The following is a 21,468-nucleotide window of genomic DNA, read 5'->3' as shown; positions in this document are numbered from 1 at the left end:
TTCATTAAATGTTCCGTTCTGTCGATAACATAAATAGAAGATAGAAACAATTATGGTATGAGTAAGGTATGAGTAGTATAAGAATGCAGCAAGTGTAGCACTAAGATAAAATAATTATATTTTTTTCGCAGGGATATGATTCATCTTGCATCATTTGGTTTATATATATGGTTAGCGATCCATTAGCTTGCTGACTGAACCAAATGATGCAACCTGCGGAAAGTTCCTCAGTTAGATAGGGGTGAGACGAAGGAAGTTATGAGAAAAAATAACTACAAAATGGCACTGCAACGCAATGTTATATTGAACGATACATATCAAGTAAGACAAGTCCTAGCTTGCAGCGAGCTGGCTATTGTATACATAGGAAGAGATCGGAATACAGGCGCAAAAGTGGCGATCAAAGAATTCTTCCCTCAAAGTCTGGCTTCTCGTCAGTCTGACAAACGGAGTGTGTACTGTTCCTCACGAGGATACAGTGGACAATATCAAGAATTACTAGCTTCTTTCCTGATTGAAGGAGAGCTGCTATCTGGTCTGAATCATCCTCATATTATTCAATATGTAGATCATTTTGAAGCGAATGATACTGGCTATCTTGTGATGGAATACTGTACGGGGATCATGCTGAATGATTATTTGAAAGAACGTAATCATGCATTAGATGCTGCTTTTATCAAAGGCACGCTTCTTCCTATTATCGATACAGTTGAACATATACATAAGCAAGGTATTCTGCATCGGGATCTGAAACCTTCTAACATTATGGTGATGGAGGATGGTACACCTAAATTACTAGATTTCGGTTCTGCTGTTCGCTGGCCGATGCCGTCCGGTGAGAAACAGGTCATTTTCACATCTGCTGGATATTCTCCGCTCGAATTTTATTCAGAAAAGTCCAGTCAAGGGCCGATGTCTGATATATATAGTTTAGCAGCACTGCTTCACTATTGGACATGCGGACAGCCACCGATGGATGTGAAGCAACGTCTGTTCCAGGATGAACTCCCGTCAGTGCGTTCGCACAATGAATATGTGAATCCATGGCTAGCGCATGTCATTCACTGGGGACTATCCGTTCGTTCTGAGAAGCGTTGTGCTTCTCTCAGGTGGGTGAGAAGATCATTGCAGATGCAGGCATTGGTGTGGAAAGTGCGTAAACCAGGGACGGTGGAGTGGTCATTGGCTGAAAATGAACATACTCAGGTCTATGAAGCGGAGTCAGGCAAACAACATGTGACCGCCTGAACCATATCGCGGGTATACGCTAAGTGTTACATATCATATGCATACGAAAAAAACAGGTTAGATTAACCCCGGTGGGTTGTATCTAACCTGTTTTATTTATAGGGTAGTCAATTTATAGTACCTATAGCTGCTTCAATCAGGATAAGTATCTGTGTGCAACAATCCTCGATTTCTCGAACGCTCAAGTCCTTCCGCTACGAATATCTCTAGTTGGTAGGTGAGTTACAATTCGTTCCCAACAGAGCACATCATAGTTAACTAAGACTGGTACGGTTCTCTCCGTTGCCCAACTGAAATATTAGTACTCGGTTTAATAGGCTTGTAACGAATTTCAATCTCGGTAATTCCATCCTCGAAGGTAACATACAACTTCTCATTATACTCCAGAGCCTCCGTATGGCGCCGTTTCACAGGTGTTCGACCTCGAACGACGGTGCAATTCGTATCATGCCGGATCAGCAATGTTTCTTTTTTACCTGCTTCCAGCCAGATTCGACCTGCTTCGGGTACCCTCACCCCGATATCCATTCGAGCAAAAAGCTCACTTAAGCTAACCTTTCGACTGTTCAGCGAAGTTAGAGGCCAATGGGTAACCGGAATATCTTCACCACTCGCTGTTGCAAGAAAATAACCCTCCAACCTGCCGCGAAACACAGGCTTAGGCTTCAACACAAACCAATACAAAGCAAAGATCCCACCTGCGGCAAGGATCCCCAAGCCAGTAAATAAGAAAATCTTTTCACGTAAAGAATGAATCCGCAATGGGATGTCTGTGGTCACACTCGCGCCTTCGGAATCCGTTGCTGTAATCTGAACGAACGAACTACCGGTGTGAAGAGAAGACAAGTGCAGCATATTTCCATTAATGCTCGCATTACCAAGGGTACTGGCATCCTGAACTGCACCGAGCGTATAAGTTAAAGGGTCATTATTGGCATCTTCAAAATATGTATTTAGATCCAGATAAGCATCCCCATCATCTTTGGACAAATCCATGGAAGTGCCTGTACTAACAGGGGCTTGGTTCGTAATATCTACTTCAACCGGAGTGATCTCTCGATAAAAGTCTGGACCGTCGATGCGGAGTCCCCACGTATATAGATCAGACTTCGGAAACGTATAATTCCCCGTAAACCCACTGCCTGTATTCGTTAGAGCTACGCGTTCACTCGTTCCTTCCGATGTGCTCACGATTAGCTCAGCTTCAAGACCTTTGTATACATCCAGATCCTGAATTGGCTTTGGCTCGGCAGCTTGATCGTATAACGCGGCGTTAAATGTAATGCTCTGTCCTTTGACTGGCAGCTCCGTTGCCATATTTGCAGATGCAGAAACGTTGTAATTGCCGAGCAGGTTAATCTTCACAAGATCTCCGCTACGTCCTTTGAATTTCAATTTGAACTGTCCTTTAACCGGACGAATGATCTTCATCAGAGCATATTTGTCTGAACGGATAAAGCTCACATTGCTGGATTGATAGTAGAGCTGAGCCTCAGAGACGGCATGATCCGAGAGCATAATGATATTAGCATCTGCCATACTTGAATTCGGAATGTCTACTGTGACCTCTTGCATTGCTCCGGTTGCCGTAACAGCAGCTACAGAAACGAGAACGGATTGAATCTGATCGGCAAAAATTCGATTGAAAATCTCGGGTAAGTCATCTGCACTTCCGGTGATAAAGGACGAACCACCTGTTTCTTTGGCAATTCGTTCAAGTTCAGCAGGATTTACAGTTCCATCTCGGTTAAGCCCAACCGTATAGATCGGGTAATCAGCTTGTTGTGCCATTTGAATTACCTTGTCGACATCTTTAGAAGAATCGGTAGGTGTTCGATTGGTTGAACCTCTTAGGTCTGTCTCCCCATCAGATAACAAAATCATAAATGGTTTACGTTGATCTGTCTTCGATTGTTCAAGCAAGCTGGCACCTCGGCGTAAACCGAGTCCAAGGTCTGTATAACCTGAACGTTTCAATCCATCCACACGGCTGCGAAGATTATTGCGAGCTCCGGAAGATGAGATATCCATTAACGGTACAGATGATGTGATCTTGTCGTTATAGGCTACAAAGCCAAGTCGGGTCTTAGGTCCACTACTCATATCCATAAACATATGTATAACTTCTTCGGCAATGCGATCTTTGTCAGTCTCATTCATCGAGTAGCTAACATCTAGAACAAACATAGCATCTAGGCCTTCATAAGCCTGGGTCTTGACGGATGAATCTGCGTGCACGTTTCCTGTGTACCAGTTGGGAAGTAAGATGCTCACCACCAATAGGGTAAGCCATGCTTTTTTGAATTTAATTAATATCATGTGAGGCTTCAAGTCTCCTTTCTGTTTGCACACAACTAGCTTATGTTGCTTGAAGTAAATCTACAAAATCTAATTTTTTTCTACTTTCACACGTTTCAACGTGGTTATGCGTAGTTTTGCATAGTCAAAAGAAGTGCAACCTCGCATAGATTATGTGTTTACATGCTCGAATAGGGGGAATACTCCATGGGTCTTAAATCCTTGAACAAGATCCAAATTATAGGATATTCTATATCATCGGTTCGACTTACAAGGAAATGAAGCGAATTCCAAAAATTAGTTCTATAGGTATATCGAAGGTTGTAAAATGAGCTTTTAGACCTATAGTGGGGAATATTGACAAAACATGTCGTTGATGATTAAGATGAATTCCATAAATCTCCAAAGCAAACGGCATAAACTGGTACATAAGTTCCAGTTACATGTTGACAGCTCGTTCTATCGATCGTCTTCCTTCTGCCTATTTTGATTCTTAAAGATCAAGACCAAAGGCGGAAAAGACGTGCGGAGTGTCAAAAATTGATGGAGGGGGGAAAGCATTCGCCCGAATTAAGTCTGCTCGTGGGGATGCTGCCTGAATGGACATTATTAATCAAACGAACCGAACGATGCTTTTTGAAGAGATCAATCCCGAGAAGTTGGATCTCATCACAATCGTTGGTGACGTGAAGGGCATTGATAGCCTGAGCGATGACAAAATCAAAGAGATTAACGAGCACTTGCTTGTTCGCAGCTTTGATGAGTTTCTGGATAAGTTCTCACCGAGCGTATATTCATTTTTCAATGCGGTGAACCAGAAAGTCATGTATACGCTTAAAAAACCGGAAGGTATTCCGGATGAAGCCATCTCGGAGATCAAAATTGATCAGAGTAACGATTTTCTAAGAATGTTGTTTACCCTGATCGATACGAAGCGTAGCCAAGGCATTACCAACGTAGATTTCAAGTTTGAGAATTTGCTCGACATGATCTCCCCGAAGAAAGTGATGGATGACATCCGCCAAGTGCGGAAGGAAATTCACTACATGTATGGCCAGCATGAGAAGCTGGATGATGGAGATCCGAAGAAGCTGGATATCGGCGACAAATTGAATGTGATGTTTGAGGAAGCTAGCCGGAATTACAACAACGTTATGGCTATGCTGCCACTGGCAATCGAAGATATCAAAACCCGTTTGTTATTGGGTCGTGCACAGGAAGAGACTTCTTCCGAAGCGATTCAAGTGGGTCAACTGACCATCGGTGAGAGCGGAGAATTGAAAATTATCGAAGCTCCTAAATCGGATAACAACGAGTTGATGTTATTGGATGAAGCGAGTAGTACAGATCTGACTCAGGTATTTGCCGAGGATTATCATTCATTGTCCGAGACACCTTCGCCTTATGTTCAGGATCTGGTTGTTCGTACATTCTCCCCACTTCCTGCGGTACAGACCGATGTGGATACATCCATGGAGGTACAGAACTACAATACATACCTGGAGTTTTACAAAAACGCCAAGGATGACTTTGTCAAAACAGTGAAGCCGTTGGTAGAGAAGATTTTGGGTGTCAAAATGTTCTTTGATCAATATGCAACGAAGAACAAAGGTATGGTTCCTTCCATGCTGATCTCCAACACGAAGCTGGATATGCTTGTGAAGAGCAGCAATATTCCACGGCTAGAGACGTACCTGAACACGGTTAACGCGAAGAATGACTTTTCGGATACGATCTGGTTCGGGATTGTACCTTCGGTTGAACTGGAGAATACAAGCCAAGTGAAAGTCAGTCGTACTCGTTTCCGTGGTAATGACAAGGTGGTTAAGCAGGACGGGAATAGCATGGAATCCCTGACAATGCTTCTGCAAGTCGTGAAGGACTACAAAGTCCAGGTCTTCTTCAGTTTTGAATCCGGGGAAGAGACGACGTTCAGTAGTATGGCTACCGCTGGCATTGATAAGTACATTGAGAAATGTTCTGTGCTAACCCGGAAGGAATACAGTGAGTTTGCGATTCCAAGTGCACCGAATTTCACCATTATTCCGAAGGAGAAGTCAGGTGTAGTCATCGATAGCCGTATGCTTCAAACCGAGCATGGTGTTGAGCTTTCGAAGGAAAAAGAAGATATCCTGAGACTTTGGATCGAAGGCGTTTATGTAGGAGCATCTTATGTATCTGCTGGTATTGTGGCAGCTTATCAATGTCCAGAGTACCTGCGTGGAGCATTCAAAACGGTCAACCGCGATTATCCGGGGGTACGTTTCGATATCGAAGCTGGCGATAACAGTCTGCGTGTCGTTACGACGATGACCAAGGAAATTTCGGGTTTCACGAATACCATTAAGGATTCCATTAACCGAAAGAACTTTGGATTTATTTTCTCATCGGAAAATGCTCAGATTCAGGACAGTGATATCAAACGAATCACCGTGTATAAAGCTAGAAGCATGGCGATGTCCGAAGATGGTTTTGACTCCTTGTATAAGACACTTGTTAGCACCTACATTGAGCGCTTGCTCCGTTTCCAAACCGGTGATTTCAAGCATGAAAATATCGTCAAATTCTTCAGCAACAATCCGAGCAGTCAAAAGAGCCGGTGGCTGGGGACTCGTGGATCGATCAATTCGATCATTCAAGAGGGTGATGACATGAGCTTTATCATCGATGAGAAGAGCAATATGTGCCATATCGACCTTGTCTTCAACGGCAACGTGAAGAACCTTGAGGTCATGATTACCAAAGGCACGAGTGCAATGAAAGTCTAGCTAGTTTAAATATATGAGTTTTAATAGTGTATATAGTTCTTTAAACAACGTATTAAAAACATTAATTTGGTGTTAGAGGCTGCCTTTACCGGCTTGCCTTTATACATATATTTCGTTGTCTTTCCTCAGATTTTGAAGCAGGATAGCGGACACATTTTTCCTAATCTTAAGGAGGTTTTTATTAATGGGTTTTGTATTGAAAGTAGAAGGCGCAGAAACAATCGAATTGGGAATGGATAATATCCGTACAGTCGTATACGACACAGATACGCCGGATGATTCCAATGCACGCTCCACAGATGTGGGCGCAACACTGCGCATTAGCGGCAAAATCATTACAGCAACGGATGGTGACAACGCAGATGACACGATGAAGCTGGCGCTGTGGTCCCTTGTTCCTGCTGAAAAAGCAGATTGCTATCGCAAAGTAACCCTTGAAGTTGTTGCAGCTGACCAAGTGGTACGCAAAATTTACATGCCTAACGCGTTTGTAGTGGATTACACAGAGCGTTTCGGAGATACCGAAGGTGTGGGCGAATTCAGTTTGTTCATCAAACAGAAAAAAGACAAAACGGAGTTCACGAAAATTGAAGGTGGATTCCCGGTTTAATAGGAAACATCTGATGTCCCAGACGAGTGCTACTGGCACTTGCATGGAACAAGCATCATAAGTTAAGGGGCCTTGTGCCCCTTAATCTTTATTTTGCACTGATAACAGTAAGGAGGGAGGAACAATCAAATGAGTGATTTTTATACTGTTCTTGGGGTAAGTCGAGATGCTTCGCCTGAACAGATTAAGAAGTCTTATCGCCAATTAGCCAAAAAGTATCATCCTGACGTGAATGGTGGCGATGCTCAGGCCGAAGCGCGCTTTAAGCAGATTCATGAAGCTTACAGCACACTTGGCAATCCAGAGCTTAAGGCTGCGTATGACCAACAATCTCGATCTGGAGGAAGTAGTAGCTCCAAGGGACCAGGCTCTAATCATGCAACAAGGGAAAACAAAGCGACTTCAGGCGGAAATCCGGTAACTGGCTGGTCAGATCCTTCGCGAATGCATGAGCAATTTGAACAATTTTTTGGGATCCGACCCAAGGGGAAAGAAAGTCCGAACAGTGGGAATAAAGCCGATTCTCATAAGGGAATGGATATGTCCGCCATGTTTGACCGTTATTTCGGAGTTCGAAAAAAGTAGGATGTTAACAATTTATAAGTGATTTTGGCTCAGGCGGAGGTTATGAAAGTGAGACAAGGAAGGTCGGTATTGACGATAGGGCTTGATGCATGTGTCGCCATCATTTCGTTAACCGTGCTCTATTACATATTTTTTGTGAACCGGGATATGGGTGCCCAGTGGATTACTGGAAGCATCGTGATTCTCTCGGGAGCGGCTTATCTGTTTTTTAAATACATGCCTGCTACCAAGGCGGAAAAGAAGAAACTATCCTCACGCGTTGTAAAACTTGTACTGCTCGATGATGACGGAACAAGTGTGAAGGAATGGTACATCCAGGGTGAGACCAGTGTGCTTATCGGTAAAAGTTCGAAACATAGTGAGGCAGATATCGATCTGTCAGATACACCATATGCATCTCTAATCAGCCAACAACATGCCGTGCTTAATAAAGCATCAGGCCAATGGTTTATCGAGGATATCGATTCAGCCAGTGGTGTAGGTGTGCGTAAGGGCAATCAGAGCCGAGCATCCAAATTGGAAATCGAGGAACCCAGTCTAATTGAGGCGGGGGATTTAATTTATATTGCCAATACCCGAATTCTGGTGAAATGACGTTGGCGTACCATCATACAAGCTTACGGGGGAATGAAACGAAATGAGTCTGACAAGATGCGGAAACGGACATATGTTCAGCACGAGACGGCACGGAAATACGTGTCCATATTGCAATCTAGCAGTGGAATCACCAGCTTCAAGTAGTAGTGATGGGGCGGGTGCAATCCCGCGGGCACCTCGTACATCTGAGGAAGACAAAACCATGCCGTATTTGGGAGAAACGACGGGGATTGAACCAGTCACAGGCTGGCTCGTGTGCATTGAAGGTGCACAGATGGGTCAGGATTATCGGATTATGGCAGAGAAGAACTTTATTGGACGTTCAGAAGAGATGCATGTTCGCATCCTCGGAGATAACACCATTTCTCGGCGTAATCATGCGGTGATCGTATATGATCCCAAAAAGAGAAATTTTTACTTGTTGCCCGGTGATGCCTCTGGCCTTGCGTATCATAACAATGAAGCGGTCTATTCTCCGGTGGAACTGGCTGCATACGATGTCATTCAATTAGGTCGAAGTAAATTCATCTTCATTCCATTGTGCGGAGTGCACTTTGAATGGGAGCAGCAGTGAATACGTTCATGATTCTCTGGAACGACAAGGAGCTAACCCCTTATTGGGTAATCTTAGCAGGCTGTCTGTCCATTGGATTACTATTATTCGTCCGAAGCCGGATTCCGGTAAGGCAGCGTGACGATAGACCGGTTGGAGTTCAGATTGGGAATGGACAGACCATTGGAGCCCGAAGTGAGCAAGACGATTATTTTGCCTGTGCTGTAGAGCCCTATGGCGTGCTTGCGGTACTTGCTGATGGAATTAGTGGATTATCGGGTGGAAAGGTTGCGAGTACCACAGCCGTTGAAACCTTCATCCGTGAGTTTGAGGCACTGGATCGATTCCCAGATCCGGACGAGTTCTGGAATGAGTCTGCGCACTTAGCGAATCAAGCTATTCTCCGTAATCTGCTTGGTGTTCCAGGAGGCACAACCCTAGTTTCGGTCATGATTCGGGGAAGAAATCTCTATTGGGGAGCCGTTGGAGATAGTATTTTATCTGTATTTCGCAAAGGTGAACTTATTCCGATCAATCACAAACATACGCTGGAAAGTCAGCTTGAAGAACAATATATGTCTGGAGAGATATCGGAGCAAGAAGCGCTCGATAACCCGCAGCGCAAAAGGCTGGTCAACTATTTGGGATACGACCATTTCAAGCAAATGGAAATCGCGGACGAGCCGTTTGCGTTGCATCCGGCGGACAAGATTGTGTTATGCAGTGATGGTGTATATAACTCGCTCACGGAGATGGAACTGGAAACCATATTGGCGCAAAGTATTCCGCCATTTGATGCTGCACAGGCCATTATTGATCTAATTGAAGAAAAACAGCTCGTGCATCAGGATAATGCCACGATTATCATTTTGGAGCAAGGATGGTAAGGGATAAGGCAGCGCACAGGGACGGGAAATGGGGAGACGGATGAGGAAGGAGAACAGTGAATTTAATACAGCGTTTGTCTCGGAAGCGGGATCTTTCCTGAAAAATCGAGATTTCTACGGTTGTGTAGAACTGGAGGATTGGGCTTGTTATGTCATGGCAGATGGACTGGACACGGACACAGAGGTGAACAGTGCACAGATCACGGTGCAGACCATTCTTGAATCCTTTCTAGACAAACCGACGATGTCGAAACGCAGACTCACCGAATATATCAAGATCGCCCATGAATGGTTACAGTATGAGAGCCGCCGGGTCAGACTCAAAGCGGGATTCGTCATTGTGGTCACAGATTATACACGTATGGTCTGGGCATCGGCTGGACATAGCCGCTTGTATCATTTTCGAGGCAACCGTATTGCTCTGAAAAGCAAGGATCATAGTGTGGCCGCCAAGCTTGCTGCGGAAGGACAGATTGCGGAGGATCGTGTAGATCAGCATGATGAACGCGGGAATCTGAATGAATATGCGGGCAAACCCGGTATGATTAAGCCTTATGTATCCGACAAAATCAAGCTTGCCGACGGAGATGTGCTTGTACTCTGTACGCCTGGTCTGTGGGAAGGTGTACAGGATGCCGAGATGATCGATGCCGTGGAGGGAGCCAATGATCCACAGACGCTGGCGGATACACTCGAAGAAGTGATGCTGAGCAAGCAGCGTGCGCGAATCGAGAATTACAGTGCGGCTGCTATTTATGTGAACAAAATCTTTCATGAAGAGCCTAAGAATCGGAAAAAGTGGATTAAGCGGATTGCGATTATGTTAATCATGCTTCTCATTTTTGGTGGGGCGGGCATATTCTATGCGGTAAAAAGCGCAGCCAAGAAGGCTGAGTTAGTTGTAGATATGCTGCAATACGAGCAGAATGCCGATCAGTATGTGAAGGAACAGGAGTATGCCAAGGCAGTCTCGGATTACAGTCTAGCGCGGAACAATTCTATTAAGGTCAAAGACCGGATACATAAGAAGTTGTTTACTGAAAAAATGGCTGCTGCTCAGACGCTCGTCGATGGAGACGCTCATCTGAAGGAAGGCGATATTACGAAGGCAACGGCTAGCTATACGAAGGCCCTCGAATTGACGGAGTCATACAGCATGTTCAATCGAGAAGTTATTTCAGAGCGACTGGAGCAAATGACGACCTTCCAACAAGTGCAGGATTGGATTACCGAAGGGGATCTGAAGCTTCAGAACGGGGACTATAGTGGGGCTATTATACTGTATAAACGGGCTCGAACAGCCGCAACGGAAACAGCTTATAAGGACGCCTTGAAGGAGATCGCCACCAAACTGGAGACGGCAGAGACGAAACGTGCAGATATCAAACGTCAGTCGCGCCAGCTTCAAGCAGATACATTGGAACAGAAGGGTGATCGATTCAATGAAGCGGGCGATTATGCGGGTGCGCTAACAGCCTACGAGAAAGCACAGGAAATATATCAGGAGATTGACATGCTGGAACGTGTGTTGGCGATGGAACGCAAAATTAACAAGCTGGACGAAAAGCTCAATCCGCCTGTACCAGCGGCTGACCTAAATACGGATACCGCGGGATTCGGATCAGCGGATATGTCAGGGATGAACACAGATCTGACTAACAACACAGGCGGGATGAACACGAATAATTCGGTGGGAAGCAGTTCTTCCAATACATCTAACACATCTAACACATCTAACACTACCAATGGTGACACGAATTCATCCGTAGGAACTGGAGCTACGAATGCGGTTAGCAATAATACAACTGAAATAGAGTCTGAAGAGCAGTCAACAACGGAAGGAGGAGATTCATAATGAAAGACATTATCCGTGACCGCCTCAATAAGATGGAGGATCTTGAACAACGCAGCATGCTAAAGAACCTTATGACGGGTGTTTTTCTGAATTTGGTGGAATATCAGGAGACGCTGAATAAGCAGATTGAGCAGCGTGTGTTCGATGAGGTTCTCCCACAAGAGGAACGTCATGATGTATATGTCACGTTATGTGCGCTGGAAGATGTAGATCCGATTCATGAATTCCTGTATCCGATTCTTCCCGAGGATGCTGTTCCTCAGAAGGTATATTTAAGCGAAGCATCAGAAGCCTTGTCACGCAAGGAAGAGATGAAGTTATTTACATGTTATATGGAGTGCGGACATCGTGAGCTGCAATCTCTGTTACATAGTAATCGCACATTTCGCGGGGAAATTGTAACGAGTGAGGGTAGACATGCGATAACCGTTCGATTGAAACCAAGCACCGCATATATATCCAAAGTTGAAGAATTGTACCGAGTATTTCGTAAAAACAGCCTTTCTTGGAAGTCAGTTAATGCACCCTATATATTCAAATTCGTTGATTGTGTTCTGGTCAGTTCGGATGACGGTGACGAATGGGACAAACAACAAACCGTCAAGGAACTCTCTATCCATCTAGAAGAATTTGAGTCCTACAAACGAACGAATATGATTCCACTGTGGAACATTCAGAAGCTTGATATGAAAACAGGTGGCTTCCCTGTACCAGCGTCGGATCGAATTAATTATGAGCATGTATTACCACTCCGCAAAACAGGAACAGAGCACGGATATCTGGTTGATGGAGAAGAATCGCACATCCGGTATATCAAAAGATCAGAAGAGGAGATTACCATCGTATCTCCACTAGAAAAGTCGGATTCTTGGACGGTACTTAAGGTAGCGGTGCCTGTTGCTACCCGAATTAGCAGGATGGACTACCCGCTATTTTCCAATAACAAACGGGAAGGTTTTGCTGGTAAGTATGCGCGTCAGGAGGGACGATCTGTTCGATCCAAGGGCGAGATTGCCCGCATGATTCATGCTTTTCAGTCGGCAGAAGGATTGGAACTAGAGGATGTGCAGGTTGTCGCACCTGGTTCGGGACTTGGGATAACGTATCCACTCAATGAATTTGTCAGTGATCATGTTCGTGTTGAGGCGGATAAACATCGAATGATTTTGAAGTTCAGCAAACATGGAATTCAGCCGGAGATGGCTATTTTCTTAGATGATTTGCTGAGCTTTCTCGTATCGGAAGTCCAGCTTGCCTTCCCGGAATACTGCTGTGAAGGGGAATGGGTGTGAGTATGGCATGAACTATATATGGGATCTCGTCATTCGAGCGAAGCGAAGTGGAGCTGATCTGCGCGATATTTCCTTTGTGCCTGCACGTGTGTACTCGCCTTACATGGAACTCAGTCATACCAATCTGAATGCTTCAGGGGTAGAACGGACGATCGAAGTGAATCCGTATTATCGTTTTTTTGATATATTCCGAGATTTGTTTGATATCAACAATGAAGAGCAGGTGGAATTACGGGAAGCGTTATTTGATCTGGTCATTCATTTTCTGGCGAATATGGATCTGATGCAGGGGATGAACAAGCGGGAGTACTACATTCGTTTCATTCTGAATGATATGCATTCGGGTGTATACGGGGAGCGAATTAAGCGGCGATTGGAGCTGTTTGGTCGAGAGGAGCAGGAAGTGATCGCTTGTAACATGCTCCGCTTGTACGATACGGGCGAGGCTGTACATCTTCTACGAGATACACTTGTTCGGATGTTTCCCCGCTCCACTCTTTATGCCAACTGTGAGGAGAAGGACGAATTGCTCTTATATATTGGACAGGCGGAACGCACGGAGGCGAAGGAGAAGTTGGAGCTGATTCTAGAATTATTTTTGCCGGTTCGCTTCGATACGGAAATCTATTGGGGTCATCATTTTGGCATATTGGATGTGGACTATACGATGATACAGGACGGTATTGCGCTATATTAGCAGCGGTAGCAGTTGTAAGGAGGAAACATAGATGAACGGTTATTCATACCGATTGTATCCTGACGCCACCGGCAGGGAGCGAGCCAGAGGCACGATGCGTTATACGCGTGAAGAACTAATGGATATGACGACATTCCAATTGCGGAACATTTGTTACAAAGAGCGTTTAGTTGAGGGATTGGGACCCAGAACGGAGCGCGAAGAGTTGATTCGAATCATTCTGAAATTTCTGGGGGCTGACGATGTATTATGGATCGATCAGTCGTATGATGGTGGATTTGAGCGCATCCAAAAGGCAATATCCCGTCATATGACAGCTCCGATGAGCAGTGATGGAGGAATCAGTGTTCCCGCAAGGCTTATTCTGTACGAAGGTTTGAAGGTGGATAAGCTGGATCAATACGTCGTCACCGCACCCGGAGGGTTAACGGAGTCTAATGTGCTGTTGGTCAATGAAAGCATGGAGCTGTGTGGCATCTTCAACCTCGTTAAGGATGACACTGTAGCTGGTACTTTTTATCTGACGGCAGGCAGTGGATCGACTTGGAAGCGTTCGGGAAACAGACAGTACAGTCTTCTCTTTTTCCGTAAACGCGATTCGGAATATTTGTACCAGACGTATTACTCCAACCGCCCTCTTCCTCCGGTTCATATTCAATATACTCAGATTCCACTGGCTGATCTGGATATTCGGGAGCTTGAGCCAACAGAAGCTGTGCTTGCGATAGATTTTGGCACCTCCAATACGACGGCAGGCGCCTTTTTGCATAACGGTTATATTCAAGCACCCAGCAGTCAGGATCTGTTGAATGGACGGGTTCGAATGGATGCCATTAACTATGTTGCATTTCCTGATCCCACTTACAAAGACACCGACTGGATTGAAGTGTTGCCTACGGCCATTGGTGTAGCAGATTGCTCCGATCCGGCAAATATTCGTTATGAATTCGGCTATGAAGCATTGCGAAGCATGCGTCGCGGAGGATACAGCAGCCGAGCCAGTGTGTTCCGGAGTATGAAGCGCTGGGTGAACAATTATACCAAGCTAGAAGAAATCGTCGATGTTCATGGAAATGCAGCTAACGTTTCTCGGATGGATCTGCTACGCGCGTACATGAGCTATATTATTCGAACCGCAGAGCATCAATTCAAGTGCAAGTTCCGCCATGTGCATTTTACGAGTCCGGTGAAGATGAAAACACAGTTTTTGCAGATGTTTGGGGAGATGCTTCCCGACTATCAGATTGAACAGACTTATGCGCTGGATGAGGGGATGGCTGTTCTCTATAACACGCTTGCGGATGGTATGGAACGCGGTGTGTTCATGGAAGGGCAGATGTATCATGCACTCGTGATTGATTGCGGCGGTGGAACGACCGACTTGTCATCCTGCGCATTTACGATGGAAGACGGACATATGGCGTATAAGCTGGACATCCATACCACGTACGAAAATGGGGATACCAACTTCGGGGGTCACAACATTACATATCGCATCATGCAGTTCATGAAAATTGTATTCGCCGATTATTACAGTGGCCGCCGCCAAGTAACGGATATCGATCATTTAATTGAAGCACCTGGTGCAGATGTATTTCGCCAAGTGGACGAAGAAGGCGTGAAGTCCGTGTATCAGAAGCTGGAGCAGCGTTACGAGGAGGCAGAACAGATCATACCTACTGCTTTTGCACGTAGGGAGAACCGTTCACGAGATGAATACTTGCGGGTAAGAGGCAACTTTTATTTTCTGTGGGAGATCGCCGAAGAGATGAAGCAGCAATTTTTCCGCAAAACAGGTATCCTACGCAATCGATTCCATTCCGAGATGGAAGATGATCGAGATAGTGATCTACAGATCACGACCATGGAACGATGGTTTCTGTCCGTGGAACGTGGCGGGGAACTGAAGGACGAGTATGAGTTTCCTGATGTTGTGTTCAACATCAAAGAGATTACTCAACTGATTAAAGCAGATATCTATGAGGTAGTCCGGAAGTTCCTGGATGACTTCTATCGGCAAGGAAAGATGAGTCAATACTCCATTATCAAGCTGACAGGTCAATCCTGCCGCATTGATGTATTTCGGGAAGCGTTGAAGGAGTTTGTTCCAGGCAGGAGCATTGAGTTTCGGCAAAAACCTGCGGAAGGACGTGTACCTGATCTCAAACTTGCCTGTCTCCGAGGTGCGATTCGTTATCTGAGTGCCCGCAAAACAGGTGCTGTTCAAGCAGAGATTACACATGATGCGGCTGTTATCCCGTATACCGTGAGTGCATACACCCACAATGGACGTGAAAAAGTGTTGATCAGTAGTCTGGATCGCAGTGACGGAATCCCTGGAAGCATATCTCGCCCGTTCGAGACAGCAGAAGTGGAATTATATCTGAGCGGAAACGATGGTCAACTGAGACAGAAATTTGTGTATTCCAATCGTCAGGATGCATATAAAGAGGTTCTGTACGAAGATATCCGTGCGCAATATGGAGACAAAATTCCGCAGGATGATACGGACTCCATCGTAAACGGAGAGACGAAGTTTTTTGTTTACCCGGATGATCGTCATTGGGGCTTCCACGTACTTCCTGTAGCTCGTAGAAATGAACGATTGTATCTCGGTTCGCAGAAGCTGCTGCCATTCGAGACGGATTTGTCCGAGCTGGATTTTTTTGACGGAATGAAATGAACATCGTCAGCAGAAAGGAGGGGAAACGTTCATGTTCACGTATTCCTATCCCCATTTTCATAAAGGCAGAATTCTAAAGACATCAATGCTGGAGGAACTACGGGACTATCCCCGAGACTACATGGAGTTGTACTACCGTAGTTACGCGGATGGTATCCTTGCAGGCGCAGAGGTGGAGGTATATCCTGACAAGCTGGTGGTTACTCCGGGAATGGTGCTGCACAAGGGAAGATTGTATATGTTAACCGAGTCTGCTGAACTGGAATATCAGGCTACGGGTAGGGTGAATGTGTTGAAACTTCGATTTACCGAGGATGAGAAGCTAAGTGACATGACAGCCAGTCATGCAGAACTTCGGCTGGATGAGGAGGCTACCTGTGATTCCAGTGAAATGGAGCTCGCACGGTTCAAGCTGAAGGAAGGCGCCAGACTCAGGCGGGATTATCAGACCTTTGCGGATCTCGCAACAGAGTTCAACACGCTTCATGTTATTCATGTCGCATATGCTGCGGAAGGTGTTAGCACACTATCTCCCCTCGTTATGAAAGATTATGCAGAGAGACTGCTTCGCACAGGAACCTCGGATCCCCAGGATCTGATCTTTGCCATGATGTGTCTGAACGAAGGTACTATTGCACGAAGCGTCATCCTGCATCACATTGCGAATCGGTTGGGACTCGAGTACCGGGAGTATGACAACGCACAGATTCATCGATACCTAGATCGCATATTGGCGAATGCTGGCCGCGGATCAGGTCGCTCAGGCATGCCGGTGGGCGGGCCACATCGGATGATTGTGGATTGAATTTGGAATAGCAAGGGAGGATGTAACCATGAAGCATTGGGATGAGAAGATTGTTGCAATGATGAACGGCATGAAAATGAATTCGGTTGAAGATGATGATTATGGGCATATCCCAGAAGACCCTGAGCCGGATTTGAAGGCAGCTTTTCTACAAATTGGCGGAAACCCGTATTCTTTTCAAGAAACAGAACTGCTGGAAGGCAAGCTGTGGATGATGCTGCCTCGAACGTTCAAACCGATGTCTGAACAAATGATGAATATGAAGTACCCTTCGCAGCATAGACCAAGCACAATCTACACCAATGCTGAGGGGACGATTAATATCGCAGTGAACCATACGATAAATCCATTACCTGCAGAGGATCTACCGTTATTTAAACAGAGCATGATTCAGATATTGCGGCGAACGCAGAAGCTCACCAAGTGGTACGGGGATGGAGATCGCAAGGTCGGAGGACGTGAAGCTGCGACTTGTGAATTTTTGACTCCTGTCGTAAACGCAAACTTATATCATTTGATGTTATTTACTTCTTTGGAGGATCGGGCACTAATCTGTACTTTCAATTGTACAGACCATGAACTGGATGACTGGCAGCGCGTGGCTTCAGCAATCATGAATTCGGTTCGATTTGAAGTCCATGACGAAAGGGATGCTGGAGAATGAGCATTGAAGCCTTATCTTACAAAAATGTGAGAGTGAGTCCATTTGAGGTAATTAGTCTTCGTGAGTTAACGATTACTAAACAGATGAATGAGCACGCTCGTGTGAGATTCACGGGAATTGTAGATGAAGAGAAGAAGGATTCTTATGTACGGTTAAGTGGTTCCGATACACTTGTGGAGATTAGCCAAGTCGATGATCAAGGCAGTACATCTGTATTGTTCAGCGGTCTAATCCTTAATGTTAGCGTTATGGTGCAGGGCGGCGTCTACTTACTTGAAGTCGAGGGTATCTCCCATACCCATGAACTCGATATCCGTAAGAAAAGTCGCTCTTTTCAAAACCACAGTATGACATATCCCCAGCTATTGGATCAGATTGCGGCTGGTTACCCTAATATCGATATTATGGATGCGGCGACGGACGGAGCAGCGATTGGAAAGTTTACTCTTCAGTATGAGGAGACGGATTGGCAATTTCTGAAGCGAATTGCATCTCGACTGCGGACAGGACTCATGCCTGCTTCCGTATTTGATACACCCAAATTTTATTTTGGTTTGTTCGATACTTCATCTAAAGGCAAGCTGCAGGATTTTAACTACAGAGTTCGCAAACGGATGGATAAGTTCCGATACACTTCTCAGAACACGAAGGTTGAGGTGGGTGAGGAGGACTATGTGTATTACGAGGTTGAGACGAACCGTGTACTTGATCTGGGAAATGCCATTGAATTTAAAGGCAAGCTGCTGTACGTATATGAAGCTTTTACGGAAATGAAAAATGGACTATTAAAGCACCGTTATACACTGAGTACTCACCGGGGTCTCAGACAAAATACATTTTATAACGATAAGATTATTGGGGTTTCCTTGCAAGGTGTCGTTATCGGTATTAGCAAAGATAAATTGAAGATACATCTGCAAATCGATCAAGCTCAGAATGAGGGTGAGGCACATGCTTTTCCTTACCAATCTGTGTATACCGCAGAAGGAAACAGTGGTTGGTACGTTATGCCGGAGAAAGGCGATCATGTGCGGGTGTATTTCCCTGGTAACAAGGAAGAGGAAGGGGTAGCTACAAGCTCGGTACGTCAGAACTCGGATGAGGGTGAGAGCAACAAGCTGAGCAACCCAGATCATAAATACTTCCGTACGGCAGCAGGGAAGGAATTGAAGATGACACCTGAAGAGGTAATTGTTACTGGCAAGGATGGGGAGATCTTTATTCGTCTCAGTGAAGGCGGGGGGATTGAGATTATTAGTAGCCAGCAGATCACGATCTCTGCTAAGGAAGATATTATGATGAATGCTGAGAAAAGCATTGTGTTCTCTGCGAAGGAAGAAATCAGTCTAACCTGCAAAGAGAGTAATATCAAAATGGACGGTACGACCTCTCTAGTAGGTACTGAATTGAAAACCAATTAAACGCTAGTAACAAAGAGTATAAAGTGAAAAATGTTTACAATATTCATCTGACAACGAATTAATAACATCCAAGGAAGAGGGGATGCTCGTGACTACTGCGCTTGAGCAGTTCAAGCAAGAGATCGTAATACCTCTGCGGAATCGTGTGATGCTGCAATGGGAGCAGGTCTATCAGCAGAATCGCGAACGACTGAAAGAAGAATTTATTCGGCATTTTGCCAAGCAGTGCCAGTTGGTACTGGACATGCAGAACATCGGTGAACATGGAGCGGTGGGACACTTCACGTATTCTCTACTTCGAACACAATTGCTAGAAGGGAAGGCTCTCTATTTGACCGAAGCTGCGGACGAAACGTGGTTATTCGATCCCTATCCTATTGAGGGAGCTTACGATGCTTCATGGGCCTTTGGCTACCTGGATATTATGCTGGCTTGCTGGAAGGAGGAATTGGAGCGACCGGGATCTTCCTATACAGGCTCCATTGCACAACCAGAACTGGAACGCTTGTTATTACGAGAAGCAGAGCATGGACATGCTTATGTAACTCATCTGATCCACCAAGCGATGCCGGAGGCCGTGCAATGCGAATCATTTATTCATCTAGAGAAGTGTCCTGCTATTGAAGTACGTGTAGGTGAATATTTGGATGTCAGTGAGTCGGTATACAAAACAGATGCTGAACCTGCGGATGAAGCCGAGATTCGAAAGTGGCTTGCTGAAAGAACAGAAGAAGTATATGGCTATGCAGCCTTAGAACATCTGGATCTGGCCGGAGGAGACTACAGTGGAATGGATTTCCGTTTCTCAGCGTTTCGCGATGTTGCGTTTGGCGGGAGTCAATTCGAAAATAGCAATCTGGTAAACACGGTGTGGGAAAAATGTGACTTAACGGACACTCGCTGGAATGGCAGCCAGATGTACGGGGCTCGGTTCCGAAACTGCAGGATGGTTGGCGCTCTATTTCATGGAATTGAAGCAAGGCAGGGGATGCCTAATCCAGAGATCTGGGATGCACCTGGATTCAACCCAGTTTCCTTCGCAGGGGCGGATCTAAGAGAAGCTGACTTTATACTGGCAGATCTTCAAGGAGCCGATTTTAGAGAAGCATCGTTTGAAAACACCGTGTTTGGCGTATGCAATTTGGCTGATACGGATTTTCGAGGTACAGATGTATCTAAAGTGGATTTCACAGGTTCCCGTTTGGACAGAGCGCAAATGGATTTTGGAACTTCTTGCCGCATTCTGGATCGCCCGGTAGTACGGATACGAGAAGGAATGGATCATATGGCTGGCATGATGGATCAACAGTTAGCGCAATTATTGGAGAAGAGCTCAGGGCGAGGAGGAAAGCTCGTATGAGGGACGATTGGTTCCAAGTCATGCAGGATACACGTGTAACAGGAGCGATTGAGCCCATGGGAGTCAAAGGTATTATTCAGCCTGAGTGGATGAGAGGCGAGCAATTAAATGAACTCGAACAATCGAATCTACAGTTTACCATCCGTCCGAATCGAAGGCCTGTAGCTGTAGATCTGATTGAACGCCCTTATCCATTGTGGTCGGATGAGCTTAAACGCCTGTTACATACCTTTGCCCCGCGTCTCATGTTTCGTTTGGTTGGATTGATGGACATGGAAAGACAGCAATTGCATCCGTATTGGTTCATGGTGCCTCCACGTCTGAATGCTCTATCTCGAAGCAGTACCTTTGACAATAGTGGCAAGTTAAATGTGCTTCAAGTTGATGCGGATCAATTAAGGAGCACATCTTGGCCGATTATTTATTTGGCGGATGAACGATTGCAAGAAACAGTGATATTGGTGAATCTTGCTCTGGCTGAAGCAATATTACGAAGGGACTATACTGGTTTGCGGTTGCAACGTGTGAATCAGGTTGAAGGGGAGAACCGTTTACTGAGTCTATAAAATCATCTGGGTGAAACCCAGCGGAGGAGGAAAATCAATGGCTGAAGCGATTGGAGCAACAAGACCGGATGTGGTGGATGAAGGGGCTGGAGGCCCAACGTATGTTGTGGCCGGAGCGATCTTAAGTTGTTCTTGTGGTACACAGTTGAATCGATTGAAAATACCTTACAGCCATGGCGTGCATCTAAAGGAAAAAGCACAACTGAACGTGGCCGATGCAACACCGATGATTCACATTATGCCGTTTGGTAACTGTACCAGTCAATTGAATCCTGTCGTGCAGACGGGCGAATTCGATATTGAAGGTGTCCAGAAGGCACCCTGTATTCCTTCCATCTCTACACCATGGATGGAGGGCAAAACAGATGTGCTCATTGAGAATGAACCTGCACTGTTAAGCACCTGCATGAATATGTGTCTCCACGGAGGCTACATCCAGATTGAAGATGATGGTCAAGAGCTTGGAGGGTCTTCCATAGGCGGCACAACCGGGTTTGGCGGTAACATCAGGTAATGAACATCTTAGAGCTATAGCTGAGACCTTTTTTCCGTGTGCTGACATTGCTAGGAAAGAAGTGA

Annotated in this window: 18 protein-coding genes; 17 read left to right on the top strand and 1 reads right to left on the bottom strand. The window is 45.5% G+C overall.

The features are described from left to right. Window positions 1–258: 258 nt before the first annotated feature. On the top strand, window positions 259–1,248 hold the full coding sequence (locus MH215_RS03685; protein ID WP_239288214.1) for a serine/threonine protein kinase: 990 nt from the start codon (window positions 259–261) through the stop codon (window positions 1,246–1,248). 258 nt (window positions 1,249–1,506) lie between these two features. Here MH215_RS03685 and MH215_RS03680 read toward each other — a convergent pair whose 3' ends face one another. Then, complete coding sequence (locus MH215_RS03680; RefSeq protein WP_239288213.1) at window positions 1,507–3,567, bottom strand: vWA domain-containing protein; 2,061 nt, start codon at window positions 3,565–3,567, stop codon at window positions 1,507–1,509. A gap of 578 nt (window positions 3,568–4,145) precedes the next feature. On the opposite strand from MH215_RS03680, the gene MH215_RS03675 reads away from it, so the two are divergent. The 16 genes from MH215_RS03675 to MH215_RS03600 all read left to right on the top strand — a co-directional run bounded on the left by MH215_RS03675 (window position 4,146) and on the right by MH215_RS03600 (window position 21,403). Beyond that, entirely contained in the window at window positions 4,146–6,314 is a 2,169-nt protein-coding gene (locus MH215_RS03675; protein ID WP_239288211.1) for a transcriptional regulator, read from the top strand. A 184-nt stretch (window positions 6,315–6,498) separates the two neighbouring features. Beyond that, window positions 6,499–6,924 carry a hypothetical protein gene (locus tag MH215_RS03670; RefSeq protein WP_056695746.1) on the top strand — a complete coding sequence of 142 codons (426 nt, stop codon included), beginning with the start codon at window positions 6,499–6,501 and terminating at the stop codon, window positions 6,922–6,924. A gap of 129 nt (window positions 6,925–7,053) precedes the next feature. Next, window positions 7,054–7,509 (top strand): J domain-containing protein, encoded by a 456-nt coding sequence (locus MH215_RS03665; protein WP_239288210.1) that lies wholly within the window; start codon window positions 7,054–7,056, stop codon window positions 7,507–7,509. 42 nt (window positions 7,510–7,551) lie between these two features. Continuing rightward, window positions 7,552–8,103 (top strand): FHA domain-containing protein, encoded by a 552-nt coding sequence (locus MH215_RS03660; RefSeq protein WP_239288208.1) that lies wholly within the window; start codon window positions 7,552–7,554, stop codon window positions 8,101–8,103. A gap of 43 nt (window positions 8,104–8,146) precedes the next feature. Next, on the top strand, window positions 8,147–8,680 hold the full coding sequence (locus tag MH215_RS03655; RefSeq protein ID WP_145046582.1) for an FHA domain-containing protein: 534 nt from the start codon (window positions 8,147–8,149) through the stop codon (window positions 8,678–8,680). Further along, complete coding sequence (locus tag MH215_RS03650) at window positions 8,665–9,546, top strand: PP2C family protein-serine/threonine phosphatase (RefSeq protein WP_239288203.1); 882 nt, start codon at window positions 8,665–8,667, stop codon at window positions 9,544–9,546. The genes MH215_RS03655 and MH215_RS03650 overlap by 16 nt, the downstream gene beginning before the upstream one ends. A gap of 40 nt (window positions 9,547–9,586) precedes the next feature. Continuing rightward, window positions 9,587–11,401 (top strand): SpoIIE family protein phosphatase, encoded by a 1,815-nt coding sequence (locus MH215_RS03645; RefSeq protein WP_239288198.1) that lies wholly within the window; start codon window positions 9,587–9,589, stop codon window positions 11,399–11,401. Continuing rightward, the gene (locus MH215_RS03640; protein ID WP_239288191.1) at window positions 11,401–12,693 is read left to right on the top strand and encodes a normocyte-binding protein; all 1,293 of its coding nucleotides are present in this window, start codon (window positions 11,401–11,403) and stop codon (window positions 12,691–12,693) included. Before MH215_RS03645 ends, MH215_RS03640 begins: the two co-directional genes overlap by 1 nt. Window positions 12,694–12,700: 7 nt before the next feature. Then, window positions 12,701–13,390 carry an iron-dependent peroxidase gene (locus MH215_RS03635; RefSeq protein ID WP_145409975.1) on the top strand — a complete coding sequence of 230 codons (690 nt, stop codon included), beginning with the start codon at window positions 12,701–12,703 and terminating at the stop codon, window positions 13,388–13,390. Window positions 13,391–13,421: 31 nt separating this feature from the next. Next, on the top strand, window positions 13,422–16,073 hold the full coding sequence (locus MH215_RS03630) for an acetate and sugar kinases/Hsc70/actin family protein (RefSeq protein ID WP_128102991.1): 2,652 nt from the start codon (window positions 13,422–13,424) through the stop codon (window positions 16,071–16,073). Window positions 16,074–16,104: 31 nt separating this feature from the next. Continuing rightward, window positions 16,105–16,878 carry a DNA and RNA helicase gene (locus MH215_RS03625; RefSeq protein ID WP_128102990.1) on the top strand — a complete coding sequence of 258 codons (774 nt, stop codon included), beginning with the start codon at window positions 16,105–16,107 and terminating at the stop codon, window positions 16,876–16,878. A gap of 28 nt (window positions 16,879–16,906) precedes the next feature. Next, a complete protein-coding gene (locus MH215_RS03620) occupies window positions 16,907–17,542 on the top strand; it encodes a hypothetical protein (protein WP_239288189.1) in 636 nt (211 codons plus the stop codon). Then, complete coding sequence (locus MH215_RS03615; protein ID WP_128102988.1) at window positions 17,539–18,963, top strand: contractile injection system protein, VgrG/Pvc8 family; 1,425 nt, start codon at window positions 17,539–17,541, stop codon at window positions 18,961–18,963. Before MH215_RS03620 ends, MH215_RS03615 begins: the two co-directional genes overlap by 4 nt. Window positions 18,964–19,051: 88 nt before the next feature. Next, window positions 19,052–20,323 carry a pentapeptide repeat-containing protein gene (locus MH215_RS29185; protein ID WP_239288187.1) on the top strand — a complete coding sequence of 424 codons (1,272 nt, stop codon included), beginning with the start codon at window positions 19,052–19,054 and terminating at the stop codon, window positions 20,321–20,323. Next, the gene (locus tag MH215_RS03605) at window positions 20,320–20,889 is read left to right on the top strand and encodes a hypothetical protein (protein ID WP_239288185.1); all 570 of its coding nucleotides are present in this window, start codon (window positions 20,320–20,322) and stop codon (window positions 20,887–20,889) included. Before MH215_RS29185 ends, MH215_RS03605 begins: the two co-directional genes overlap by 4 nt. Before the next feature lie 37 nt (window positions 20,890–20,926). After that, the gene (locus tag MH215_RS03600; RefSeq protein ID WP_056695786.1) at window positions 20,927–21,403 is read left to right on the top strand and encodes a DUF4280 domain-containing protein; all 477 of its coding nucleotides are present in this window, start codon (window positions 20,927–20,929) and stop codon (window positions 21,401–21,403) included. The last annotated feature ends 65 nt before the right edge of the window (window positions 21,404–21,468 follow it).

This window comes from Paenibacillus sp. ACRSA (assembly GCF_022346845.1).
In the GTDB taxonomy this organism is placed as follows: Bacteria; Bacillota; Bacilli; order Paenibacillales; family Paenibacillaceae; genus Paenibacillus.
This window is presented reverse-complemented; position numbering and strand designations above follow the sequence as displayed.

What these genes read in the sequence shown, in the direction of transcription:
- MH215_RS03685 (WP_239288214.1), top strand. Translation starts at nt 259, where the DNA reads ATGAGAAAAAATAACTACAAAATGGCACTGCAACGCAATGTTATATTG.
- MH215_RS03670 (WP_056695746.1), top strand. Translation starts at nt 6,499, where the DNA reads ATGGGTTTTGTATTGAAAGTAGAAGGCGCAGAAACAATCGAATTGGGA.
- MH215_RS03620 (WP_239288189.1), top strand. Translation starts at nt 16,907, where the DNA reads ATGAAGCATTGGGATGAGAAGATTGTTGCAATGATGAACGGCATGAAA.
- MH215_RS03640 (WP_239288191.1), top strand. Translation starts at nt 11,401, where the DNA reads ATGAAAGACATTATCCGTGACCGCCTCAATAAGATGGAGGATCTTGAA.
- MH215_RS03625 (WP_128102990.1), top strand. Translation starts at nt 16,105, where the DNA reads ATGTTCACGTATTCCTATCCCCATTTTCATAAAGGCAGAATTCTAAAG.
- MH215_RS03655 (WP_145046582.1), top strand. Translation starts at nt 8,147, where the DNA reads ATGAGTCTGACAAGATGCGGAAACGGACATATGTTCAGCACGAGACGG.
- MH215_RS03605 (WP_239288185.1), top strand. Translation starts at nt 20,320, where the DNA reads ATGAGGGACGATTGGTTCCAAGTCATGCAGGATACACGTGTAACAGGA.
- MH215_RS03635 (WP_145409975.1), top strand. Translation starts at nt 12,701, where the DNA reads ATGAACTATATATGGGATCTCGTCATTCGAGCGAAGCGAAGTGGAGCT.
- MH215_RS03630 (WP_128102991.1), top strand. Translation starts at nt 13,422, where the DNA reads ATGAACGGTTATTCATACCGATTGTATCCTGACGCCACCGGCAGGGAG.
- MH215_RS03665 (WP_239288210.1), top strand. Translation starts at nt 7,054, where the DNA reads ATGAGTGATTTTTATACTGTTCTTGGGGTAAGTCGAGATGCTTCGCCT.
- MH215_RS03600 (WP_056695786.1), top strand. Translation starts at nt 20,927, where the DNA reads ATGGCTGAAGCGATTGGAGCAACAAGACCGGATGTGGTGGATGAAGGG.
- MH215_RS03680 (WP_239288213.1), bottom strand. Translation starts at nt 3,567, where the DNA reads ATGATATTAATTAAATTCAAAAAAGCATGGCTTACCCTATTGGTGGTG.
- MH215_RS03675 (WP_239288211.1), top strand. Translation starts at nt 4,146, where the DNA reads ATGGACATTATTAATCAAACGAACCGAACGATGCTTTTTGAAGAGATC.
- MH215_RS03615 (WP_128102988.1), top strand. Translation starts at nt 17,539, where the DNA reads ATGAGCATTGAAGCCTTATCTTACAAAAATGTGAGAGTGAGTCCATTT.
- MH215_RS03645 (WP_239288198.1), top strand. Translation starts at nt 9,587, where the DNA reads ATGAGGAAGGAGAACAGTGAATTTAATACAGCGTTTGTCTCGGAAGCG.
- MH215_RS03650 (WP_239288203.1), top strand. Translation starts at nt 8,665, where the DNA reads ATGGGAGCAGCAGTGAATACGTTCATGATTCTCTGGAACGACAAGGAG.
- MH215_RS03660 (WP_239288208.1), top strand. Translation starts at nt 7,552, where the DNA reads ATGAAAGTGAGACAAGGAAGGTCGGTATTGACGATAGGGCTTGATGCA.